The sequence below is a fragment of the Acinetobacter sp. ANC5681 genome, from assembly GCF_023488045.1.
Classification (GTDB): Bacteria; Pseudomonadota; Gammaproteobacteria; order Pseudomonadales; family Moraxellaceae; genus Acinetobacter.
Genome location: NZ_JAMFKZ010000016.1, coordinates 14,899 through 31,830 on the forward strand (window position 1 = coordinate 14,899; position 16,932 = coordinate 31,830).

Here is a 16,932-nt window from a genome sequence, read left to right on the forward strand (position 1 = left end):
AAAAACGGGCATATAGCCCGTTTTTTGTTTTCTCGATATTAACGTTTGATAGAACGTGACATACCAGAGAAACGTTGTTTGAATTTGTCGATACGACCACCAGTATCCACATTCTTTTGTTTACCAGTATAGAATGGGTGGCAAGCTGAACATACGTCAAGATAAAGAGTTTCTTTACCAAGTGCAGAACGAGTTTCGATTACGTTACCGCATGAGCAAGTAGCAACTAATTTTTCGTATTTAGGGTGAATATCGGCGCGCATGGTCGATGCTCCTATTTAGTAAGAAAGGCTTAAGCTGTTATCGCAATTGATCACTCTCAAGATGAGGAAAGCAGAGTGTTAACACTCGCAGATCAATACCACAACAGACCATTTCTTTTGACTCACCGAGACCCTTAGATCAGAGCAAAGCCAACAAGTGGCAAAGATTATACGCCAATAAATCAAAATTTGCGAACTATTCTTGTTTTGATTTTGACCAACGATTCGCAATTACACCACAGACCATTAATTGGATTTGATGAAAAATCATAATCGGCAATACAATCATACCTAAAGGCTGACCAATAAACAGAATTTGCGCCATTGGCACGCCACTCGCTAGCGTTTTTTTAGAGCTACAAAAGAAAATAGTAATTTGATCTGCATGATGAAACCCTAACCATTTTGGTAAATACAAAGCAAGCAACATTACAATAGTAAGCAAAACTGAGCATGCAAGTACTAAATACAGCAAAGCTAATCCACTGATTTGATGCCATAAGCCTGCAACTACAGCACTGCTAAAGGCACCGTAAACTACCATTAAGATTGATCCTTGATCGAAAGCTTTCACTAAGCTTGGTAATTTGATCATATAAGGAAAAACATAAGGGCGAAGTAACTGACCTAAAACAAAGGGAACCAATAGTAACAAGGTAATTTGAACAATCGATTGCGTAGGATCAAAGCCATGTTGGCTTTGGCCTAAGATAAAATAACTCACTAAGATTGGCGTAATAAACATCCCAATGATATTGGAGAAAGATGCACTACAAACCGCTCCTGCAACATTCCCTTTTGCAATCGACGTAAATGCAATTGAAGATTGTACTGTTGAGGGTAAGAAGCACATAAATAAAAAGCCCCAATACAACTGTTGCCCAAGAAGCGGCTCCAAAACAGGTTTAGCTAAAAGCCCAATTACAGGAAAAATCGCAAAAGTAAAAGCAAAAACCAATGCATGCATTTTCCAATGCAGCATTCCCTGTATAACGGCTTCACGTGACAACTTGGCGCCATGTAAAAAAAATAATATAGCAATCGCAACTGTCGTTAGGATATTAAAGTAATGCGCAACCTGTCCCGAAACTGGGAAAAAAGTCGCTAGTACTACCATTGCTATCAATAATATTGTGAAACGATCTAGCGCCAAGAGCTTTAACATAACTTTTCCCAATCTGTTCGCTAATAACGATACAGCCCAACATGAGATTATTGACCATTCGATCAAAACATCATACTGGGCTGTATAAATAAAGCTATGGCTTTAAATTAGAAATTGTGGATCAAGATACGAAATTAATTATTACGTGCATTTTGATCCTGTTGAATCAATTCAACCTTATAGCCATCTGGATCTTCAACAAAAGCGATCACCGTCACTCCACCTTTCATTGGGCCAGCCTCACGTACTACTTTTCCACCAGCTGCTTTGATTTCTTCACATGCTTTATAAGCATCATCTACGCCAATGGCGATATGACCATAGGCATTGCCTAAATCATAGCTAGCTGTATCCCAGTTATGAGTCAGCTCAAGCACAGTATTGTTTTCTTCATCACCATAGCCCACAAAAGCCAAGGTAAAACGCCCGTCTTCATAATCACGTTGGCGTAGTAATTTCATACCAAGTACCTCAGTGTAGAACTTTAAAGATTGTTCTAAATTACCTACTCGTAACATCGTATGTAACATGCGCATAGTTATTCACCTGTCTGTTGAGTTGTTCGGTTTTCATGGTCACGCAATAGTTTCGCAACCCAAACCACAAGAATCAAAATTGGAATTCCAATTAAAGTCGTCATTAAAAAGAAATTTGGGTAGCCAATATTACTCACAATCGTTCCTGAATAACCACCCAATAATTTGGGTGTTAAAGTCATTAATGAACTGAAAATTGCATATTGAACTGCGGTAAATGATACGCTGGTTAAGCTAGATAAAAAGGCAATAAATGCAGCACCTGCCAAACCTGAAGCTAAATTATCTACAATAATGGCAAAATAGAGCCACAATGAGCTATAGCCTTTTATTACTTTGCCAGAAAGTTCTATTGTGCCTGACTGACTTGGATCGACCACAGCAATTGGCTGAATATCGACATCGAGTGTGGTTTCAACATGTGATGCAGTATTGATACGGTATGATCTTGTTGCAAATAACTGGCTTGCACTATTATTTTTTAAATGAACAAAAGCTTTAATCGTTTTAGTGGGAGATGCTTGTAATAGCTTTCCATCTACAGCACCAGTAAATATTCCTTTATCATCCACTTTCGCAGCAAATTCTTGATTATCCAATTTAAGGATAACAGGCTTATCCTGATTTAAATCTTCACTTTTAAGCCCTGCTAATTGTCCTTTAACGACCAGACTTTGCTTCAATTCTTTTTCCGTTAATTGATCATCACCACTAATAGGTAATAATTGAATCTGAGCATGCTGGGCATTTACTAAATATGGTATGGCAAGAGTTACATTTGTATCGCTCTGATTTTGGTACTGAGTACTTACCTGTACCGAATTTGCTTTTGCTAAGACGTCATTCGGCACTTGTAATTTCCAATATCCAACATCATCGGTTTGCACTTGATAATGTTTATTTCCGACCTGAACCTCAACTGGAGCAAGTGGTTTACCTGATTTGACCAACCCGATAAAAATTAAATTGGTTGAACTTGCCAACACTGCGCCCACAAACATGAGTTTCATAATGTTCATGCGTTGCGCCAACAAACCACCGAGAAAACCACCAACTAAACTAAAGATCACACCATAGATTTTCACAGCCTCAGCAATTTGTTCTTTAGTGAAATTTAGATCTTGATAGAACACATTGGAAATCACTCCTGCAATAATGTCTGAGATGCGGAAAAAACCAATCAGCAGCAAAAGAACTAAGGCAAGTTTAATACCATAGCGTTTAAAGAAATCTAAAACTGGGGCAACCCAAGTTTCTTTAGCCATTTGTTGATTCACGACGCCAGTTTTAACTAAACAAAAACCAACGAATAAAGCTGTGGCTGTAGCAGTTAAAAAGCGCAGGGCTTCTAAACCAAATAAAGCGGCGGTGTCTTTAATATTTGCGGCTTTAGCGGTAGCATCTGTTACATTCCCAGAGTAAATATAACTGACAACAAAAGTTGCAACAGCAATAAAAAATACAAAGACTAAGCGATAGTAATCTGTAGTTTTATAGTGTTTATAAACACGATTTACTTGAGGTTCACGAATGCACAAAGTTGTAATAATACCAACCACCATGACCGCTGCCATGGTGAGATAAGTATATTTCCATGCTTCATAGATATAATTGCCTTTAGCTGTACCTAAATAAGCAGCAAGAAATAAAGCCCCTGCACCCGCAACGATCATCCCGATACGGTAACCTGCGTTGTAAGTTGAAGCTAAAACCGTTTGCATCTCACTTTCAGCAAGTTCAATACGATAAGCATCGATGACAATATCTTGAGTCGCTGCCGAGAATCCTAATAAAACAGCACCAACTGCCATTTGAATTAAATAGCTTTGTCCAAGTGCTGGGTCGGAAAATGCCATAATACAAATTGCACATATAATCAAAGACTGTGCAATCAACAACCAAGCACGGCGGCGACCTAAACTTTTCGTTAACAATGGAACAGGCAATTCATCAATCAACGGTGCCCAAACGAATTTAAAAGAGTAACCTAATGCCGCCCAACTAAAAAATGTCACAGCACTTTTATCAATTCCTGCTTCACCTAACCATAAAGACAAGCTAGAAAAAATCAATAAAATGGGTATCCCTGCCGAGAAACCAAGAAATAGCATAATCAGTGCACGGCGATCTAAAAAAGCTTTAAATGCGGATGCCCACCCAGGTGCTTGAGTTGTCATTGGTTATTATTTTCCATGAACATGCGTGAATGTGCCTATTCAATCGTTTCTTGCTCTTGCTTGCAAGTTGCTTTATGCAACGATTGTTTTGTTTTGTCGATAAAAAACACAAGTTCGCTTGATCTTTAGACCTAAAACTGTATACCTTTAATTACTTAACTTTCGTTTCTTTGTTGGATAGCAATAGTGACCCAAAAACTTGATCAAATGACTGCAACAACTTTATCTTCAACACCAACAAACACGACTACAGCGAAAATCAATTCTTTACCAAGCGCCTTTGAGCAGACGGATATTCAAACGACACTTAAGAAAACAGCACTTAGCCCTGAACAACTCACGCATATTCTAAATCTAGCTGAGATTCCGAGTTCAACTAAACGTATCAAGCCCCTCAATAACTTTCTTGGGCAGGATCGTGCACGTGCCTCAGTAGAAGCTGGTATTTCCTTACCATACTCTGGCTATAACATTTTTGCAGTTGGCACAGCGGGTCTTGGCAAACGCACCATGATTAAACGGTTGCTTCAGCAACACGCTAAAACCATGCCTACGCCAAACGATTGGGTTTATGTCAATAACTTCAAAAATCCAAGACAACCCATTGCACTACGCTTTCCTGCAGGACAAGGTACAAAATTTCAAAATGCTTTACAGCAAACATGGCAAATCATTCTAAAACAATTGGAACGTCGTTTTAGTGCTGAAAGCTATCACAATCGTATTGAACGCATTCGTCAAGATACAGGTGATGTCCAGCAACAAGCTTTAATAGAACTCACTAAAGAAGGACAAGAACTCGATTTAAAGTTAATTTCTCGTGATGACAAACACGTGTTTATTCCAATGCAGCTCATAGAGAATGAATATCAAGAATTAACAAAAAATGATCTTGATGCGCTAAGCAGCAAAGAACGTGCTGAAATCACATCCAACATGCGTTATATGGAGAAAAAACTAGAGCGTTTAGGGTTACATCTTGGTGATTTAGAAGACGATGCTCGTGATCAAGTATCAATTTTAAACCGTGAAATTGCCACTCAAGTGGTTACACCACGTATGGAGTCAATTTTAAATAAAAACAAAGAAGTCAAAGGTCTCGACTTATATCTAAAACATTATGCTGAAGATATTATTGATAATGTTGAGCTGATTTTAGAACAAGAAGAAGATGATTTTACTCCTGCTTTATTTAATCGTGTTCCATCACGTTATCAAGCTAATGTAATTATTGCCAATAAGCCAAATAGTGGTGCTCCAGTTATTTTCGAAGATTTTCCAACGCACTACAATTTATTGGGTCATGTTGAGCAACTTACACATAATGGTACGATTACCACCGACTTTACCTTAATTCGCCCAGGGTCTTTGCATCAAGCCAACGGTGGCTTTTTAATGCTTGAAGCAGAGCAATTGCTTGAACAGCCTTATGCATGGCAAGGTTTAAAACGTGCATTGAAATCAGGTCAACTCAAACTTTCTTCGTTAGAACATATGCTAACATTAACAGGCAGCATTTCGATTGAACCCGCTTCTGTTCCTTTAGATATCAAAGTTGTTTTACTGGCAGAACCTGAAATTTACTATGAAATTTTAGAAGTTGAACCAGAATTAGGCAGTGTCTTTAAAATTCGAGCAGATTTTACGGATACCTTGCAGCGTAATAACAGCAATGAACAGGCCTACATGCAATTGATTGCAGACTATGTTCAAGCCGATAAATTGCTTCCATTTGATCGTTCAGCGCTCGCTGCTTTACTCACCGACTCTAGTCGTCAAGCAGAAGATCAAAGCTCTCTCTCACTACATGCCTCTACACTCGGTGATTTAATTCGTGAAGCACATCATCATGCCTTTAAAGCTGATGACAAAATCGTCACAGATCAGCATGTCAACCAAGCATTACATCATCGTCAATATCGCTTAGGCTATTTAAGAGAGTTATATTGGCAAGATCTTTCGCGTGGGACACAATTGATTGAAACTTCAGGGCATCGTCTCGGTCAGATCAATGCCTTGTCTGTAATTCACTATGCAGATGTTGAATTCGGTTTACCCTCTCGTCTCACCGCATCCGTTTATCAAGGCGGCGGTGATATTTTAGATATTGAACGCAGTGTCGAGTTAGGCGGCTCGCTTCATGCCAAAGGCGTGTTGCTCATGTCAAGCTTCTTAAAAGCACACTTTGGTCGTGAACAAATCTTACATTTCTCCGCAGCATTGGCGTTTGAGCAAAGCTATGGACAAGTGGATGGCGATAGTGCCACTGTTGCAGAACTTTCAGCTTTAATTTCTGCCATTTCTCAAATTCCAATTGACCAATCATGGGCGATTACGGGTTCTATGAACCAACTTGGCCAAGTACAACCAATTGGTGGAGTGAATGCAAAAATCGAAGGTTTCTATGATGCATGTAAACTTCAAGGCTTAACAGGCAAACAAGGCGTCATTATTCCCCGTCAAAACATGCAACATTTGATGCTACGTCAAGATGTAATTGAAGCGGTTCAAGCAGGTCAGTTCCATGTCCATGCGATTGAAACAATTGATCAAGCCTTAGAAATTCTAATGGCTCGGCCAGTAGGTACATTAGATAAGAAAGGTCGATATAGTAAAAATTCAATCTATGCAGCCGTTATGGAACAACTTGAGTATTGGCAAGCAATTGAGGACGGCGAAGCTGTTGAAGATGATGAACCTAAAAAAAAGAAAAAGCGAAAAAAGACCAAAAAAGATGAAACTGAGACAAAATCTTCAGAAGAATCTACTGTTGAAGCTAAAAGCTTAAAATCACTTCGTAAGAAGAATAGATAAAATGAAAAGGCCATGTTTTTAAACAAACATGGCCTTTTTCTTAGGCTACACCTAGTAGAGATCGTCCACCAGGTAATTGAGCGAAATATTGTTTTAATGCATCAATACAACGATGCACTTTCATTGGGTATTGTTCACGCTTGGAAGTTAAAGCATGAAGCGTATAAGCAGGAAGTTGCCAATCAGGTAGAACTTCAACCAAAGAACCATTAATCAGTTCTTTTTGAATGTCCATATAGAGAATACGTGCAATACCATGCCCCTGCTGGCACAAGGATTTAGCAACAAAAACATTGTTTGTGCCTAAGCGTGTTTTCATATCAACATTGACAATTTCACCACTCAAACCATGACGGAAGGCAAAATGTTGATAATTGTGCATCAAAGTAACAGGTAATAATTCGTGATTTCGTAAATCTTCTGGGCGAGTAATAGTTGATGCTTGATTGAGATAACTTGGCGATGCAACAAGAACCTGATCAACTCTCGCTAAAGGTACTGCGGTGAGCTGATGATCATCAACACGCAGGCTCATCCGTATAGCGATATCAATCCGCTCTTCAATCAAATCAATATAACGGTGGTCTGCTTCAAAATGAATCGCTAGACCTTTATGTGCTGACATCCAATGAGATAGTGCTGGAATGACATGCAAGGCACCTAATTCAGGTGTCGTCGCAATACGTAAATCTCCAACAAGATCGTCGCGCAGTTCATTGATACGAATTTTGCCACGTTCAGCGGCAGCCAACATTTCTTGGCAACTGAGAAAAAATGCTTGTCCTGCTTCTGTAAGACTGAGTTTTCGAGTAGAACGATGAAGTAAAGTGACATCCATCTCATGTTCTAAAGAACGAATTTGTTGACTGACTGCACTTGTTGTAATTCCTAATTCTCGTGCTGCACCACTAAAAGAACTTTTTTCAACAACGCAAGCGAAGACCCCCATTGCACGCAATTGATCTAGCATAGACTTCTCTCTTAATTTATTAAAATATGCTTATTGTTCTAATTAAAGCAATCCCAATAAGTATACAAGGAAGTCTATCCTTAAACTAGCGATTATTAATAATTTATTGAAAGATTATTAATAATTTATTGAAAGATTATTAATTCGGCTATTTTAGTTTGGTAAAACTGTCATTGGATTCACAGGCTTGCCATCTAAACGAACTTGGAACTCAAGCATGATACGTGAAGCACCTGAAGAACCCATTTCTGCAATTTTTTGACCAGCAGTCACATTATCCCCACTCTTGACTAACATCTTACTGTTATGCGCGTACGCCGTAATATAACCATCAATATGCTTAATCAAGACTAGATTGCCATATTCTTTTAAACCATCAGCAGCATAGACCACTTGCCCATTTGCAGCAGCAAAAATTGGATCACCTTCATTACCACCGTAACGTGTTCCTTTGACGTTATTTGCCAAATTGAAACTTTGAATGATCGCTCCATTTGATGGTTTTACCCAACGTAAACTCGAAGCAAGCGTCGTTGAAGATGGTGTAACAGGATTTGCTGGAACAACAGCTTTGGGTATAACAGGCTGTGTCTTAGGAACAACAGGTTGTTGTGTAGGTAAGTTAATCGTTTGACGTTGAATCGGCGCGGTTTGTACCACTGCTTGTGTAGATGTAGTTCGTTCTGCAACAGAACCTTTTAAACGTAATGATTGATTGACATAAATACGATAAGGCGGCGCAATATCATTCAGCGCAGCAACATCTAAATAATTCAATCCATAACGATTTGCAATTGCACTCAGCGTATCGCCTGAACGTACTGTGTAATAATTGGGTGCTTGCTGTACATAACGATTACCATCTTTTACTTGTGGTTTTGATGCACAACCTGTAACGACGACAATGCTTGTTACTGCCATAGACAACACGATTGTTTTAATCATTTTTCGTGATAGAAAAATCGAGACATGGTTTAAATGCATCTTCGCCCTCATCGAAAAAACCTTAATTTATTTGCGCCTAAGAGTACCAAAAAAGTGAGAAAAAACGAGTTCTCACTTCCTATATTCACAAAGTTATAACATAGCCACTGCTAACCATTTACATGAAGATGTAAATTATCGAGTACAGCATAATTAGTTGCATCCATTTGAATCGGCGTGATACTGACATAACCATTCGCGACAGCAAAGAAATCAGACTGAATATGACTTGAAGCGGATTGAGGTTCTGTAACCGCCTCACCGGCTAAACCAATCCAATAGACTTGGCGACCACGTGGATCGACATGGCTACTAATTGGTTTGGATTGTGCTCTACGACCTTGATAGGTGATTTGTGTCCCTTTAATTTGCTCAACATCTGGGATATTAATATTAAAAATATGACGGGGCGGCAAAATTGGTAGTCCATTCGCAATAAAATCATGAACCCATTGTGCAGCTTTCGCATAATGCTTAGGATGTTCATAGGAACGTACATTTGAACCTGCTAATGAAACTGCGATTGCAGGATGTTTCATTAGGCGACCTTCAAATGCAGCACCAACCGTACCTGAATATAGAACATCATCGCCGAGGTTTGCGCCACTATTAATACCACTGACAACAAGATCAAATTCAAAATCGAATAGACCATTCATTGATAAATAAACACAATCTGCGGGCGTTCCATTCACAGCCCAAACATCCTCTGCAATCTGAACGGGTCGTAACGGTCGATCTAATGTCAACGCACTTGAATAACCACTCCGCTCACTTTCAGGTGCGGCGACGACGACACGTCCTAAAGGCTTTAACGCTTGTGCTAGAGCCTGTAAGCCTGGTGCAAAAACACCATCATCATTTGCTATTAAAATATTCACTTTGATCTTGTCTCTTCAAATGTTACTACGTAGTTTTTTCAATTGAATTATTCAGTGAATTATATATATTTGTAACTTCATAGTATTAGAAATTTATGCCGCCATGAGACATTTATCTACTTTTATCCGTGTTTTAGGGGTAAGTTTTTCACTTCTAACAGCACCCGCAATTTTTGCAAACACAACGGTTTCAGCTAAGGAAGCAGACGCACTCATCAAAGATGATATTGCAAATGCGCAAGTCCTCATTGAAATGTGCCCAAGCATAATTGGAAAAAATACTAAATTTGACGAAAACATCAAAAAGATGGTGGGTTCTTATTTAAGCACCTATTCTGATAAGTCAGCTTCCCTTGAGAGTCTACAAAAGGATGGAGAATTCCAATCTTTATTGAAAGATGCTCGTGAAGCAGCGAAAGAAGTTGAAAAAGCTGAACAAAAGTCAGTATGCGACGATGTATTAAATTTTGAAGGCTAATATGCCATTAAAATTTGGAAGCGTTTTCAAATTTAAGATTTGAAAACGCTTCCGTTTAATTTCCTACAGCAAACATACAATCTACTGATATTTTTATGCTATAAGCTATTCAAATTCTTTAAGTCTTGTTTCTGAGTTTGAGTTCTTATGAAGAAAAATGTTTTCAAAACACTAGGTTTATCATTTCTCATTACTTCCAGTCTTTTCACAACAACTGTATTTGCCGCAGAAAAAAAATCTGAACCTGAAAAAATTGAAGTTACACCAACGTCTGAAGGCGTGACTCCTCAAGAACTTGCTGCAATTTATGTATTGTCAGAAATCTGCCCAGATTTAATTGGCAAAGATCTAAAATTTAATAAAGCATATGACAACCTCGTCAAATCATACTTATCAAATGAACCAAATGCTGTAGACATCCTCAATAAACGTGTTAAAACCAAAGAGTTCCAAGCTCCTCTTGCTGAAGCGCGTAAAGATGCGAAGGCTGCATCTGAAGATGATAATCGTCAAATTTGCGATGATGTTCGGAATTATTATTCTAAGTAACTGATTAGTTACAATACTGCATGAAAAAGCCGACTTCTACCGTAGAAGTCGGCTTTGCTTTGTCCTAAAATGCTAGGCTCATCTGCTTCACACAAGATATTGGAACACCTAGAATGACTCAAAAAAGCGCTCTTGCTGCATTATTACTTTTGCCAAGCCTTTCATATGCAGCGACTGTCCTACCGTCTCCACCAGAATTAAATAATAAATCCTATGTATTGATGGATTACGAGACAGGACAAATCCTTGCTGCAAAAAACGAAAATGAAAAACTCGCACCCGCTTCTATGACCAAAATGATGACAAGCTACATCATAGAACAAAAACTTTTAAAGGGTGAATTAACAGACAACGAACAAGTCCGTATGAATGAATCAGCATGGTGTCGTGGTACCAGTGCTGAATCATGTATGTATGTACCATTAAATGGTACAGCAACTGTCCTAGAAATGTTACGTGGCATTATTATTCAATCAGGCAATGATGCATCTAAAGCAATGGCCGAACACATTGCGGGCAACGAAGGTACATTTGCCCATATGATGAACCAAGAAGCCAAACGTATCGGTATGATCAATACTCATTTCATCAATGCGACAGGTATGCCTGCTGAAGGTCATTACTCAACTGCTAAAGATATGGCTGTACTGGCACAACATATTATTAAAGATAGCTCTAAATACTACCCGATCTATTCGGAAAAAGAATTTACCTTTAATGGTATCAAGCAAGGCAACCGTAATGCCCTGCTTTACACTGACCCAAGCGTTGATGGCCTCAAGACAGGACATACCGAAGAAGCGGGTTACTGCCTCACTACCTCAAGCAAACGTGGTCCAATGCGCTTGATTTCCGTGATCTTTGGTACTCCAAGCATGAATGAGCGTGCCAGCCAGACACGTACCCTTTTAGCTTGGGGTTTTGCAAACTTTGAAACGGCTAATGTACAACCAGCCAATCAGGTGCTTGCCAAAGCCAAGGTCTGGTTTGGTAAGGAAGATGATGTTCAGATTGGTTTAGCTGAAAACTTCAACGTGACCATGCCGAAAGGTCAGGCTGACAAAATCAAGACCCAGCTTGTGGTACAGCCTAAACTGAATGCACCTTTGGCAAAAGGTCAGGTCGTTGGTAAATTGGTGGCCAGCCTTGACGGTAAAGTGATTGCTGAAAAACCACTGGTTGCACTCAAACCTGTGGAAGAAGCTGGCTTCTTTGCCCGTATGATTGACCATATCAAGATGTTCTTTAGCAACTTGTTCTAATTTTAGAATTGCCAAATCAGGCACCCACACACTTTAGTCTGGGTGCCTTTTTATTTTATAATTCATCCATATTTTATTTTGATACTGACCATGACCAAGAATATCCGCCCTTATCTCGACCATCATCCAAAAATTGATCCAAGTTGTTATATTGATGAAATGTCTGTGGTCATTGGTGACGTAAAACTGGCAGAGAATGTTTCAGTATGGCCTTTTGCTGTGATTCGTGGAGATGTCAACTCAATCCAAATCGGTAAAAACAGTAATGTACAGGATCATTGCATGCTGCATGTCAGCCATAAGAATCAATCTAAACCCAATGGTTCACCGCTGGTGATTGGTGAGGATGTGACGGTTGGGCATCATGTAACCCTACATGGTTGTACGATTGGCAACCGTGTTCTGGTGGGTATTAAAACCGTGATTCTGGATGATGTGGTTATTGAAGATGATGTGATGATCGGTGCAGGCAGTCTTGTTCCACCACGTAAACGCTTGGAAAGCGGTTATCTTTATGTCGGTAGTCCTGTTCAAAAAGTCCGTCCACTCACTGAAAAAGAACTGGAGTTTTTAACTTATTCAGCAAGACATTATGTGAAAGTGAAGGGTAATTATTTAAATCAGCCGAATTAATTGATCGCTTTAAAAGATAGAATCTTCGTACTCAATAGCAAAAATATTTACTCTAGGATGCTCTAAATGGCACTGTATGATGCTTTAAAAAAAGTGAAAAGTGAAGAAGACGTTAAAGATGCTTATATTAAAGCATTGGGGCTAAAAGGTTACACCAAAGGTTTAATCGACATTCAAACCGAAGAGATTTGGTTTGAAGCAAAAGATACAGGTAAACACAGCAGTTATGCCATGTTTACCCAACTTTTGCATTATGTGCAACAATCGCTGAATAAAGGCGAAACTGTTCCACCCTTTCTTGCGGTAATTGATACCGAAAAAGCTGCAATTATGAAAAGCAGTGATGTAATTCCATTTTTAGAAAAGAAAACCGTAAAATGGGGTAAATCTGCTAGCCAATATACCCAAGAGGCATTAGAAGCGATTTCCGCCTATATTGGGACATATTTTGTCTCGTTCAAATTGGCGACACATGAAGAAGAATTTATTTCTACGGTCAAAGCAGCCATAAAATCGGGCGATATTATTCGTACCCAAATTACCCCTGACAATTTAAAACAAGTGTTTGATAAATGGGTGGTGATGATTGGCAAAGAGCTGTTAGGTGTTGCCAATGAAGATTATGCCTTGCTGTTTTTTGCGGATATTATGAATGATGGCAAAATCAGCACCCATAAAGACCTACCTGCCAAACTGATATTTATGGATGATAAACCTGCATTTATGCTGAATGGCAATATGTATGAGTTAGGCAATAAAGAAGGTTATCGTCGGTTTTGGGCGATTTATCACCGTCCGCCTAAAGAAGAATATCGTAATTACTTGCTTGAACGCCGAGACAGTTTAATTGCCATTGATGAACGTAGTTTTAAAGGCGCATTTTATACGCCCTTGCATGTGGTGGATAAAGCCTATGATATGTTAAGTGAAACTTTAGGCAAAAATTGGCAAAAAAACTATATCATTTGGGATATGTGTTGTGGTGTGGGCAACTTAGAAGTTAAACACTCCAACCACCGTAATATTTTCATGAGTACGCTTGACCAAGCCGATATTGATGTGATGAAAGCCACCAAAACCTGTGTTGCTGCAACACGTTTTCAATATGATTATTTAAATGATGATATTACAGATGATGGCAAAATTGATTACAGTTTAAGCAATAAAATCCCCCAAGCCTTACGAAATGCAATTAGCGAAGGTAAAAAGATATTGGTGCTGATTAATCCGCCTTATGCAGAAGCAATGAATGTAGACAATGTGACTAAATCTGCTGGTAGAAATGCCACAGTAAAATCAGGTGTTGCTAACACACAAACAGCCCAATTTATGAAAGATATGGGTTACGCTTCTCGTGAACTATTTACTCAATTCCTAGTCCGCTTAGCGATTGAAATTCCTAATGTGACTTTAGCCATGTTTTCAAAACTTAAATACGTTAATGCACCTAACTTTGAAAAATTTAGGACATTTTGGAGCGCACAATATCTAGGCGGTTTTGTGGTGCATAGTAAAGCCTTTGATGGCTTAAAAGGTGATTTTCCGATTGGTTTCTTAGTTTGGAAAACCAATCAACTGGCAAAAAATAAAAATGTTATTGACTCAATCACAACTGAAGTTATAGATAAAAAAGCACATCCTATCGGAGAAAAGCGTTTTTTCAATATATCAAATGATAAGTTTTTGAGTGAATGGATTGTTCGTCCACGCTCAAATAAAGTGGATGCCATTCCATTAAAAAATGCACTCACGCCTACAACAAGTACTAAAGATGTTCGAGGTAGCAAATGGGCAGATAATGCAATCGGTAGTATGATTGTTTTTGGTAATGACATGCAACACGCATCACAAGGAACAGCTTTACTCTCATCTGGTTATGGCAATGCAGGTGCTTTTTTTGTAACCCCCGAAAACCTTTGGCAAGCTGCAATAGTCTTTTCCGTGCGTCGTTTAATTAAACCCACATGGCTAAACGACCGTGACCAGTTTTTACAACCCACCGAAGCACTCAGCGATGAATTTAAAAATGATTGCCTTGTTTGGATGTTGTTTAATGGCAGTAACTTAACCGCCAGTGCCAATGATTTAGAATGGAATAATCAAAAGTGGTCGATTGTGAATCGTTTTATTCCTTTTAGTGAAAGCGAAGTGGGTGCGCCAGACCGTTTTGAAAGTGATTTTATGTTGCAATATTTAAAAGGCAAAAAATTCAGCAGTGAAGCGAAAAAAGTGTTAGCCGAAGGTAAAAAACTCTGGCAAGCCTACTTTAAACATACTGATAATCATACGGTGAGAGAAGAATTTAAACTCAATCGTACTGATGTTGGTTGGTATCAAATCCGTAAGGCGTTAGAAGCACGCAATGAAAGCGATGATTATACGCCCGTGTCGTTTGAAGCGTTTAAAACTGCTTATACTGCTTTGGGTGATAAATTACGCCCACAAGTCTATGAATTAGGTTTTTTAAAAACTTGATATTTTAGCTGAGCAATCAAAGGCTGTATTTGTAATGACTCCGACATGTATAGCCTAGCCACCACGTCTCAAATTTTGTAGAATACGTTTTTTAAAATCATGGTGCTTTCTATGCCCGTTTGGACACCTCATGTCACAGTCGCCACTGTAGTCGAAAAAGACGGACGTTTTCTGTTTGTTGAAGAACACAGCGAAGGCTTTGTACATACCGTGTTTAATCAACCTGCGGGACATGTAGAATGCAGTGAAACCATTGTGCAAGCAGCGATTCGTGAGACCTTAGAAGGAACAGGTCATCATGTTGAAATCGATCACTTGCTCGGGATTTACACCTATACGCCGCCCATGTTTCCTGATCGTACCTATTACCGTTTTTGCTTTCTTGCCCATATCACTTCCGTTGAAGAAAATGCGCAACTGGATACAGGCATTGTCGGTACGGTCTGGATGAATCTGGATGAATTGCAGGAATCAGCCCGTGCCCGTAGCCCACTGGTTTTAAAAGCTGTTCAAGATGCCCTTACTGGCAAAAAATACCCCTTATCGCTCATTTATGAGCACCCTTTCTCTCCCTCATTAACTTCTCATTTGGACGCTTAATTAGATGCAACAACGTGTCATCGTCGGTATGTCTGGTGGTGTAGACTCCTCTGTTTCTGCCGCATTATTACTTCAACAAGGATATCAAGTTGAAGGTCTTTTCATGAAAAACTGGGAAGAAGATGATGGTACGGAATACTGCACAGCACTTGAAGACTTAGCTGATGCACAAGCCGTTGCAGATAAAATTGGCATCAAGCTGCATACTGCAAACTTTGCAATGGAATATTGGGATCGTGTCTTTGAGCACTTTCTGGCTGAATACGCTGCGGGTCGCACACCAAACCCAGATATTCTGTGCAATAAAGAAATTAAATTCCGCGCCTTCCTCGATCATGCGATGACCTTGGGTGCAGACTTTATTGCCACAGGCCACTATGCACGTCGTGGTGCGAGTACACAAAACTCACGTGGTGAAACCTACGCACCTTTATTACGTGGTGTCGATAATAATAAAGACCAAACTTATTTCTTACATGCAGTTCATGGTCGTGAAATTAACAAGACTTTGTTCCCTGTCGGTGAAATTGAAAAACCGCAGGTGCGTAAAATCGCAGAAGAGCTTGATTTAGCGACGGCTAAGAAAAAGGACTCCACAGGAATCTGTTTTATCGGGGAACGCCGTTTTAGCGATTTCTTAAAACAGTATCTTCCTGCTCAGGCTGGAAAAATTGTCTTGGATAATGGCAAACAAGTTGGTGAACATCACGGCTTAATGTACTATACGCTCGGTCAACGCGGTGGGATCGGTATTGGTGGTATGAAAGGTGCGCAAGAAGGTGCATGGTTCGTATTGCATAAGGATGTTGCCAATAACCGATTAGTCATTGGACAGGGGCATGATCATCCGCTTATGCAAAGTAAACAGCTTTGGAGTGAAGCGATTGATTGGGTTGCAGGTGAACAAGAGATCCCACCTACGGGTTTCCGATGCACAGCAAAAACTCGTTATCGTCAGCCTGACCAAGCGTGTACAATTTATCATGATGAACATACAGAAAATGGTATTCGAGTTGAGTTTGATGAACCACAACGTGCTGTAACTCCAGGGCAAAGTGTGGTGTTTTACTCAGGAGAGGTATGCTTAGGCGGTGGTGTCATTCACCATACTGATGCCCCTCAACCAGATTTTATTTAAGGATATT

15 protein-coding genes are annotated in these 16,932 nt (G+C 39.4%); 8 read left to right on the forward strand and 7 right to left on the reverse strand.

Annotated features, from left to right (window positions below; genetic code table 11):
* Positions 1-38 precede the first annotated feature (38 nt).
* From rpmE to M5121_RS10285, 4 genes are all read right to left on the reverse strand, one after another.
* The gene (gene rpmE, locus M5121_RS10270) at positions 39-263 is read right to left on the reverse strand and encodes a 50S ribosomal protein L31 (RefSeq protein WP_004662919.1); all 225 of its coding nucleotides are present in this window, start codon (positions 261-263) and stop codon (positions 39-41) included.
* Between the two features lie 196 nt (positions 264-459).
* Entirely contained in the window at positions 460-1,428 is a 969-nt protein-coding gene (locus M5121_RS10275; protein WP_249571121.1) for a bile acid:sodium symporter family protein, read from the reverse strand.
* A 134-nt stretch (positions 1,429-1,562) separates the two neighbouring features.
* Positions 1,563-1,964, reverse strand: coding sequence for a lactoylglutathione lyase (gene gloA, locus M5121_RS10280; RefSeq protein WP_249571122.1), 402 nt, complete (start codon positions 1,962-1,964; stop codon positions 1,563-1,565).
* A gap of 2 nt (positions 1,965-1,966) precedes the next feature.
* Positions 1,967-4,141 (reverse strand): AmpG family muropeptide MFS transporter, encoded by a 2,175-nt coding sequence (locus tag M5121_RS10285; protein ID WP_249571123.1) that lies wholly within the window; start codon positions 4,139-4,141, stop codon positions 1,967-1,969.
* A gap of 186 nt (positions 4,142-4,327) precedes the next feature.
* Here M5121_RS10285 and M5121_RS10290 point away from each other — a divergent pair, with 186 nt between their 5' ends.
* Positions 4,328-6,955: a Lon protease family protein gene (locus M5121_RS10290; protein ID WP_208727890.1), complete on the forward strand. Its 2,628-nt coding sequence runs from the start codon at positions 4,328-4,330 to the stop codon at positions 6,953-6,955.
* A gap of 40 nt (positions 6,956-6,995) precedes the next feature.
* Here M5121_RS10290 and M5121_RS10295 read toward each other — a convergent pair whose 3' ends face one another.
* The 3 genes from M5121_RS10295 to surE form a co-directional block, all read right to left on the reverse strand.
* On the reverse strand, positions 6,996-7,925 hold the full coding sequence (locus tag M5121_RS10295) for a LysR family transcriptional regulator (protein ID WP_208727891.1): 930 nt from the start codon (positions 7,923-7,925) through the stop codon (positions 6,996-6,998).
* A 153-nt stretch (positions 7,926-8,078) separates the two neighbouring features.
* On the reverse strand, positions 8,079-8,909 hold the full coding sequence (locus M5121_RS10300; RefSeq protein WP_249571124.1) for a peptidoglycan DD-metalloendopeptidase family protein: 831 nt from the start codon (positions 8,907-8,909) through the stop codon (positions 8,079-8,081).
* A gap of 110 nt (positions 8,910-9,019) precedes the next feature.
* On the reverse strand, positions 9,020-9,790 hold the full coding sequence (surE, locus tag M5121_RS10305; RefSeq protein ID WP_249571125.1) for a 5'/3'-nucleotidase SurE: 771 nt from the start codon (positions 9,788-9,790) through the stop codon (positions 9,020-9,022).
* A 103-nt stretch (positions 9,791-9,893) separates the two neighbouring features.
* Here surE and M5121_RS10310 point away from each other — a divergent pair, with 103 nt between their 5' ends.
* From M5121_RS10310 to mnmA, 7 genes are all read left to right on the forward strand, one after another.
* Positions 9,894-10,268: an MCR_0457 family protein gene (locus tag M5121_RS10310; RefSeq protein ID WP_249571126.1), complete on the forward strand. Its 375-nt coding sequence runs from the start codon at positions 9,894-9,896 to the stop codon at positions 10,266-10,268.
* Positions 10,269-10,415: 147 nt separating this feature from the next.
* Positions 10,416-10,817 (forward strand): MCR_0457 family protein, encoded by a 402-nt coding sequence (locus M5121_RS10315; RefSeq protein WP_249571127.1) that lies wholly within the window; start codon positions 10,416-10,418, stop codon positions 10,815-10,817.
* Positions 10,818-10,930: 113 nt separating this feature from the next.
* The gene (dacC, locus tag M5121_RS10320) at positions 10,931-12,079 is read left to right on the forward strand and encodes a D-alanyl-D-alanine carboxypeptidase PBP5/6 (RefSeq protein ID WP_249571128.1); all 1,149 of its coding nucleotides are present in this window, start codon (positions 10,931-10,933) and stop codon (positions 12,077-12,079) included.
* 90 nt (positions 12,080-12,169) lie between these two features.
* Positions 12,170-12,712 (forward strand): gamma carbonic anhydrase family protein, encoded by a 543-nt coding sequence (locus M5121_RS10325; RefSeq protein WP_249571129.1) that lies wholly within the window; start codon positions 12,170-12,172, stop codon positions 12,710-12,712.
* Between the two features lie 66 nt (positions 12,713-12,778).
* On the forward strand, positions 12,779-15,187 hold the full coding sequence (locus tag M5121_RS10330) for a hypothetical protein (protein WP_249571130.1): 2,409 nt from the start codon (positions 12,779-12,781) through the stop codon (positions 15,185-15,187).
* 111 nt (positions 15,188-15,298) lie between these two features.
* The gene (locus tag M5121_RS10335) at positions 15,299-15,787 is read left to right on the forward strand and encodes an NUDIX hydrolase (protein ID WP_249571131.1); all 489 of its coding nucleotides are present in this window, start codon (positions 15,299-15,301) and stop codon (positions 15,785-15,787) included.
* A gap of 4 nt (positions 15,788-15,791) precedes the next feature.
* Positions 15,792-16,925: a tRNA 2-thiouridine(34) synthase MnmA gene (mnmA, locus tag M5121_RS10340; RefSeq protein ID WP_249571132.1), complete on the forward strand. Its 1,134-nt coding sequence runs from the start codon at positions 15,792-15,794 to the stop codon at positions 16,923-16,925.
* The last annotated feature ends 7 nt before the right edge of the window (positions 16,926-16,932 follow it).

Excerpts from the sequence above, each read along its gene's own strand:
- rpmE (WP_004662919.1), bottom strand. The coding sequence starts at position 263 with ATGCGCGCCGATATTCACCCTAAATACGAAAAATTAGTTGCTACTTGC.
- M5121_RS10275 (WP_249571121.1), bottom strand. The coding sequence starts at position 1,428 with ATGTTAAAGCTCTTGGCGCTAGATCGTTTCACAATATTATTGATAGCA.
- gloA (WP_249571122.1), bottom strand. The coding sequence starts at position 1,964 with ATGCGCATGTTACATACGATGTTACGAGTAGGTAATTTAGAACAATCT.
- M5121_RS10285 (WP_249571123.1), bottom strand. The coding sequence starts at position 4,141 with ATGACAACTCAAGCACCTGGGTGGGCATCCGCATTTAAAGCTTTTTTA.
- M5121_RS10295 (WP_208727891.1), bottom strand. The coding sequence starts at position 7,925 with ATGCTAGATCAATTGCGTGCAATGGGGGTCTTCGCTTGCGTTGTTGAA.
- M5121_RS10300 (WP_249571124.1), bottom strand. The coding sequence starts at position 8,909 with ATGCATTTAAACCATGTCTCGATTTTTCTATCACGAAAAATGATTAAA.
- M5121_RS10310 (WP_249571126.1), top strand. The coding sequence starts at position 9,894 with ATGAGACATTTATCTACTTTTATCCGTGTTTTAGGGGTAAGTTTTTCA.
- M5121_RS10315 (WP_249571127.1), top strand. The coding sequence starts at position 10,416 with ATGAAGAAAAATGTTTTCAAAACACTAGGTTTATCATTTCTCATTACT.
- dacC (WP_249571128.1), top strand. The coding sequence starts at position 10,931 with ATGACTCAAAAAAGCGCTCTTGCTGCATTATTACTTTTGCCAAGCCTT.
- M5121_RS10325 (WP_249571129.1), top strand. The coding sequence starts at position 12,170 with ATGACCAAGAATATCCGCCCTTATCTCGACCATCATCCAAAAATTGAT.
- M5121_RS10330 (WP_249571130.1), top strand. The coding sequence starts at position 12,779 with ATGGCACTGTATGATGCTTTAAAAAAAGTGAAAAGTGAAGAAGACGTT.
- M5121_RS10335 (WP_249571131.1), top strand. The coding sequence starts at position 15,299 with ATGCCCGTTTGGACACCTCATGTCACAGTCGCCACTGTAGTCGAAAAA.
- mnmA (WP_249571132.1), top strand. The coding sequence starts at position 15,792 with ATGCAACAACGTGTCATCGTCGGTATGTCTGGTGGTGTAGACTCCTCT.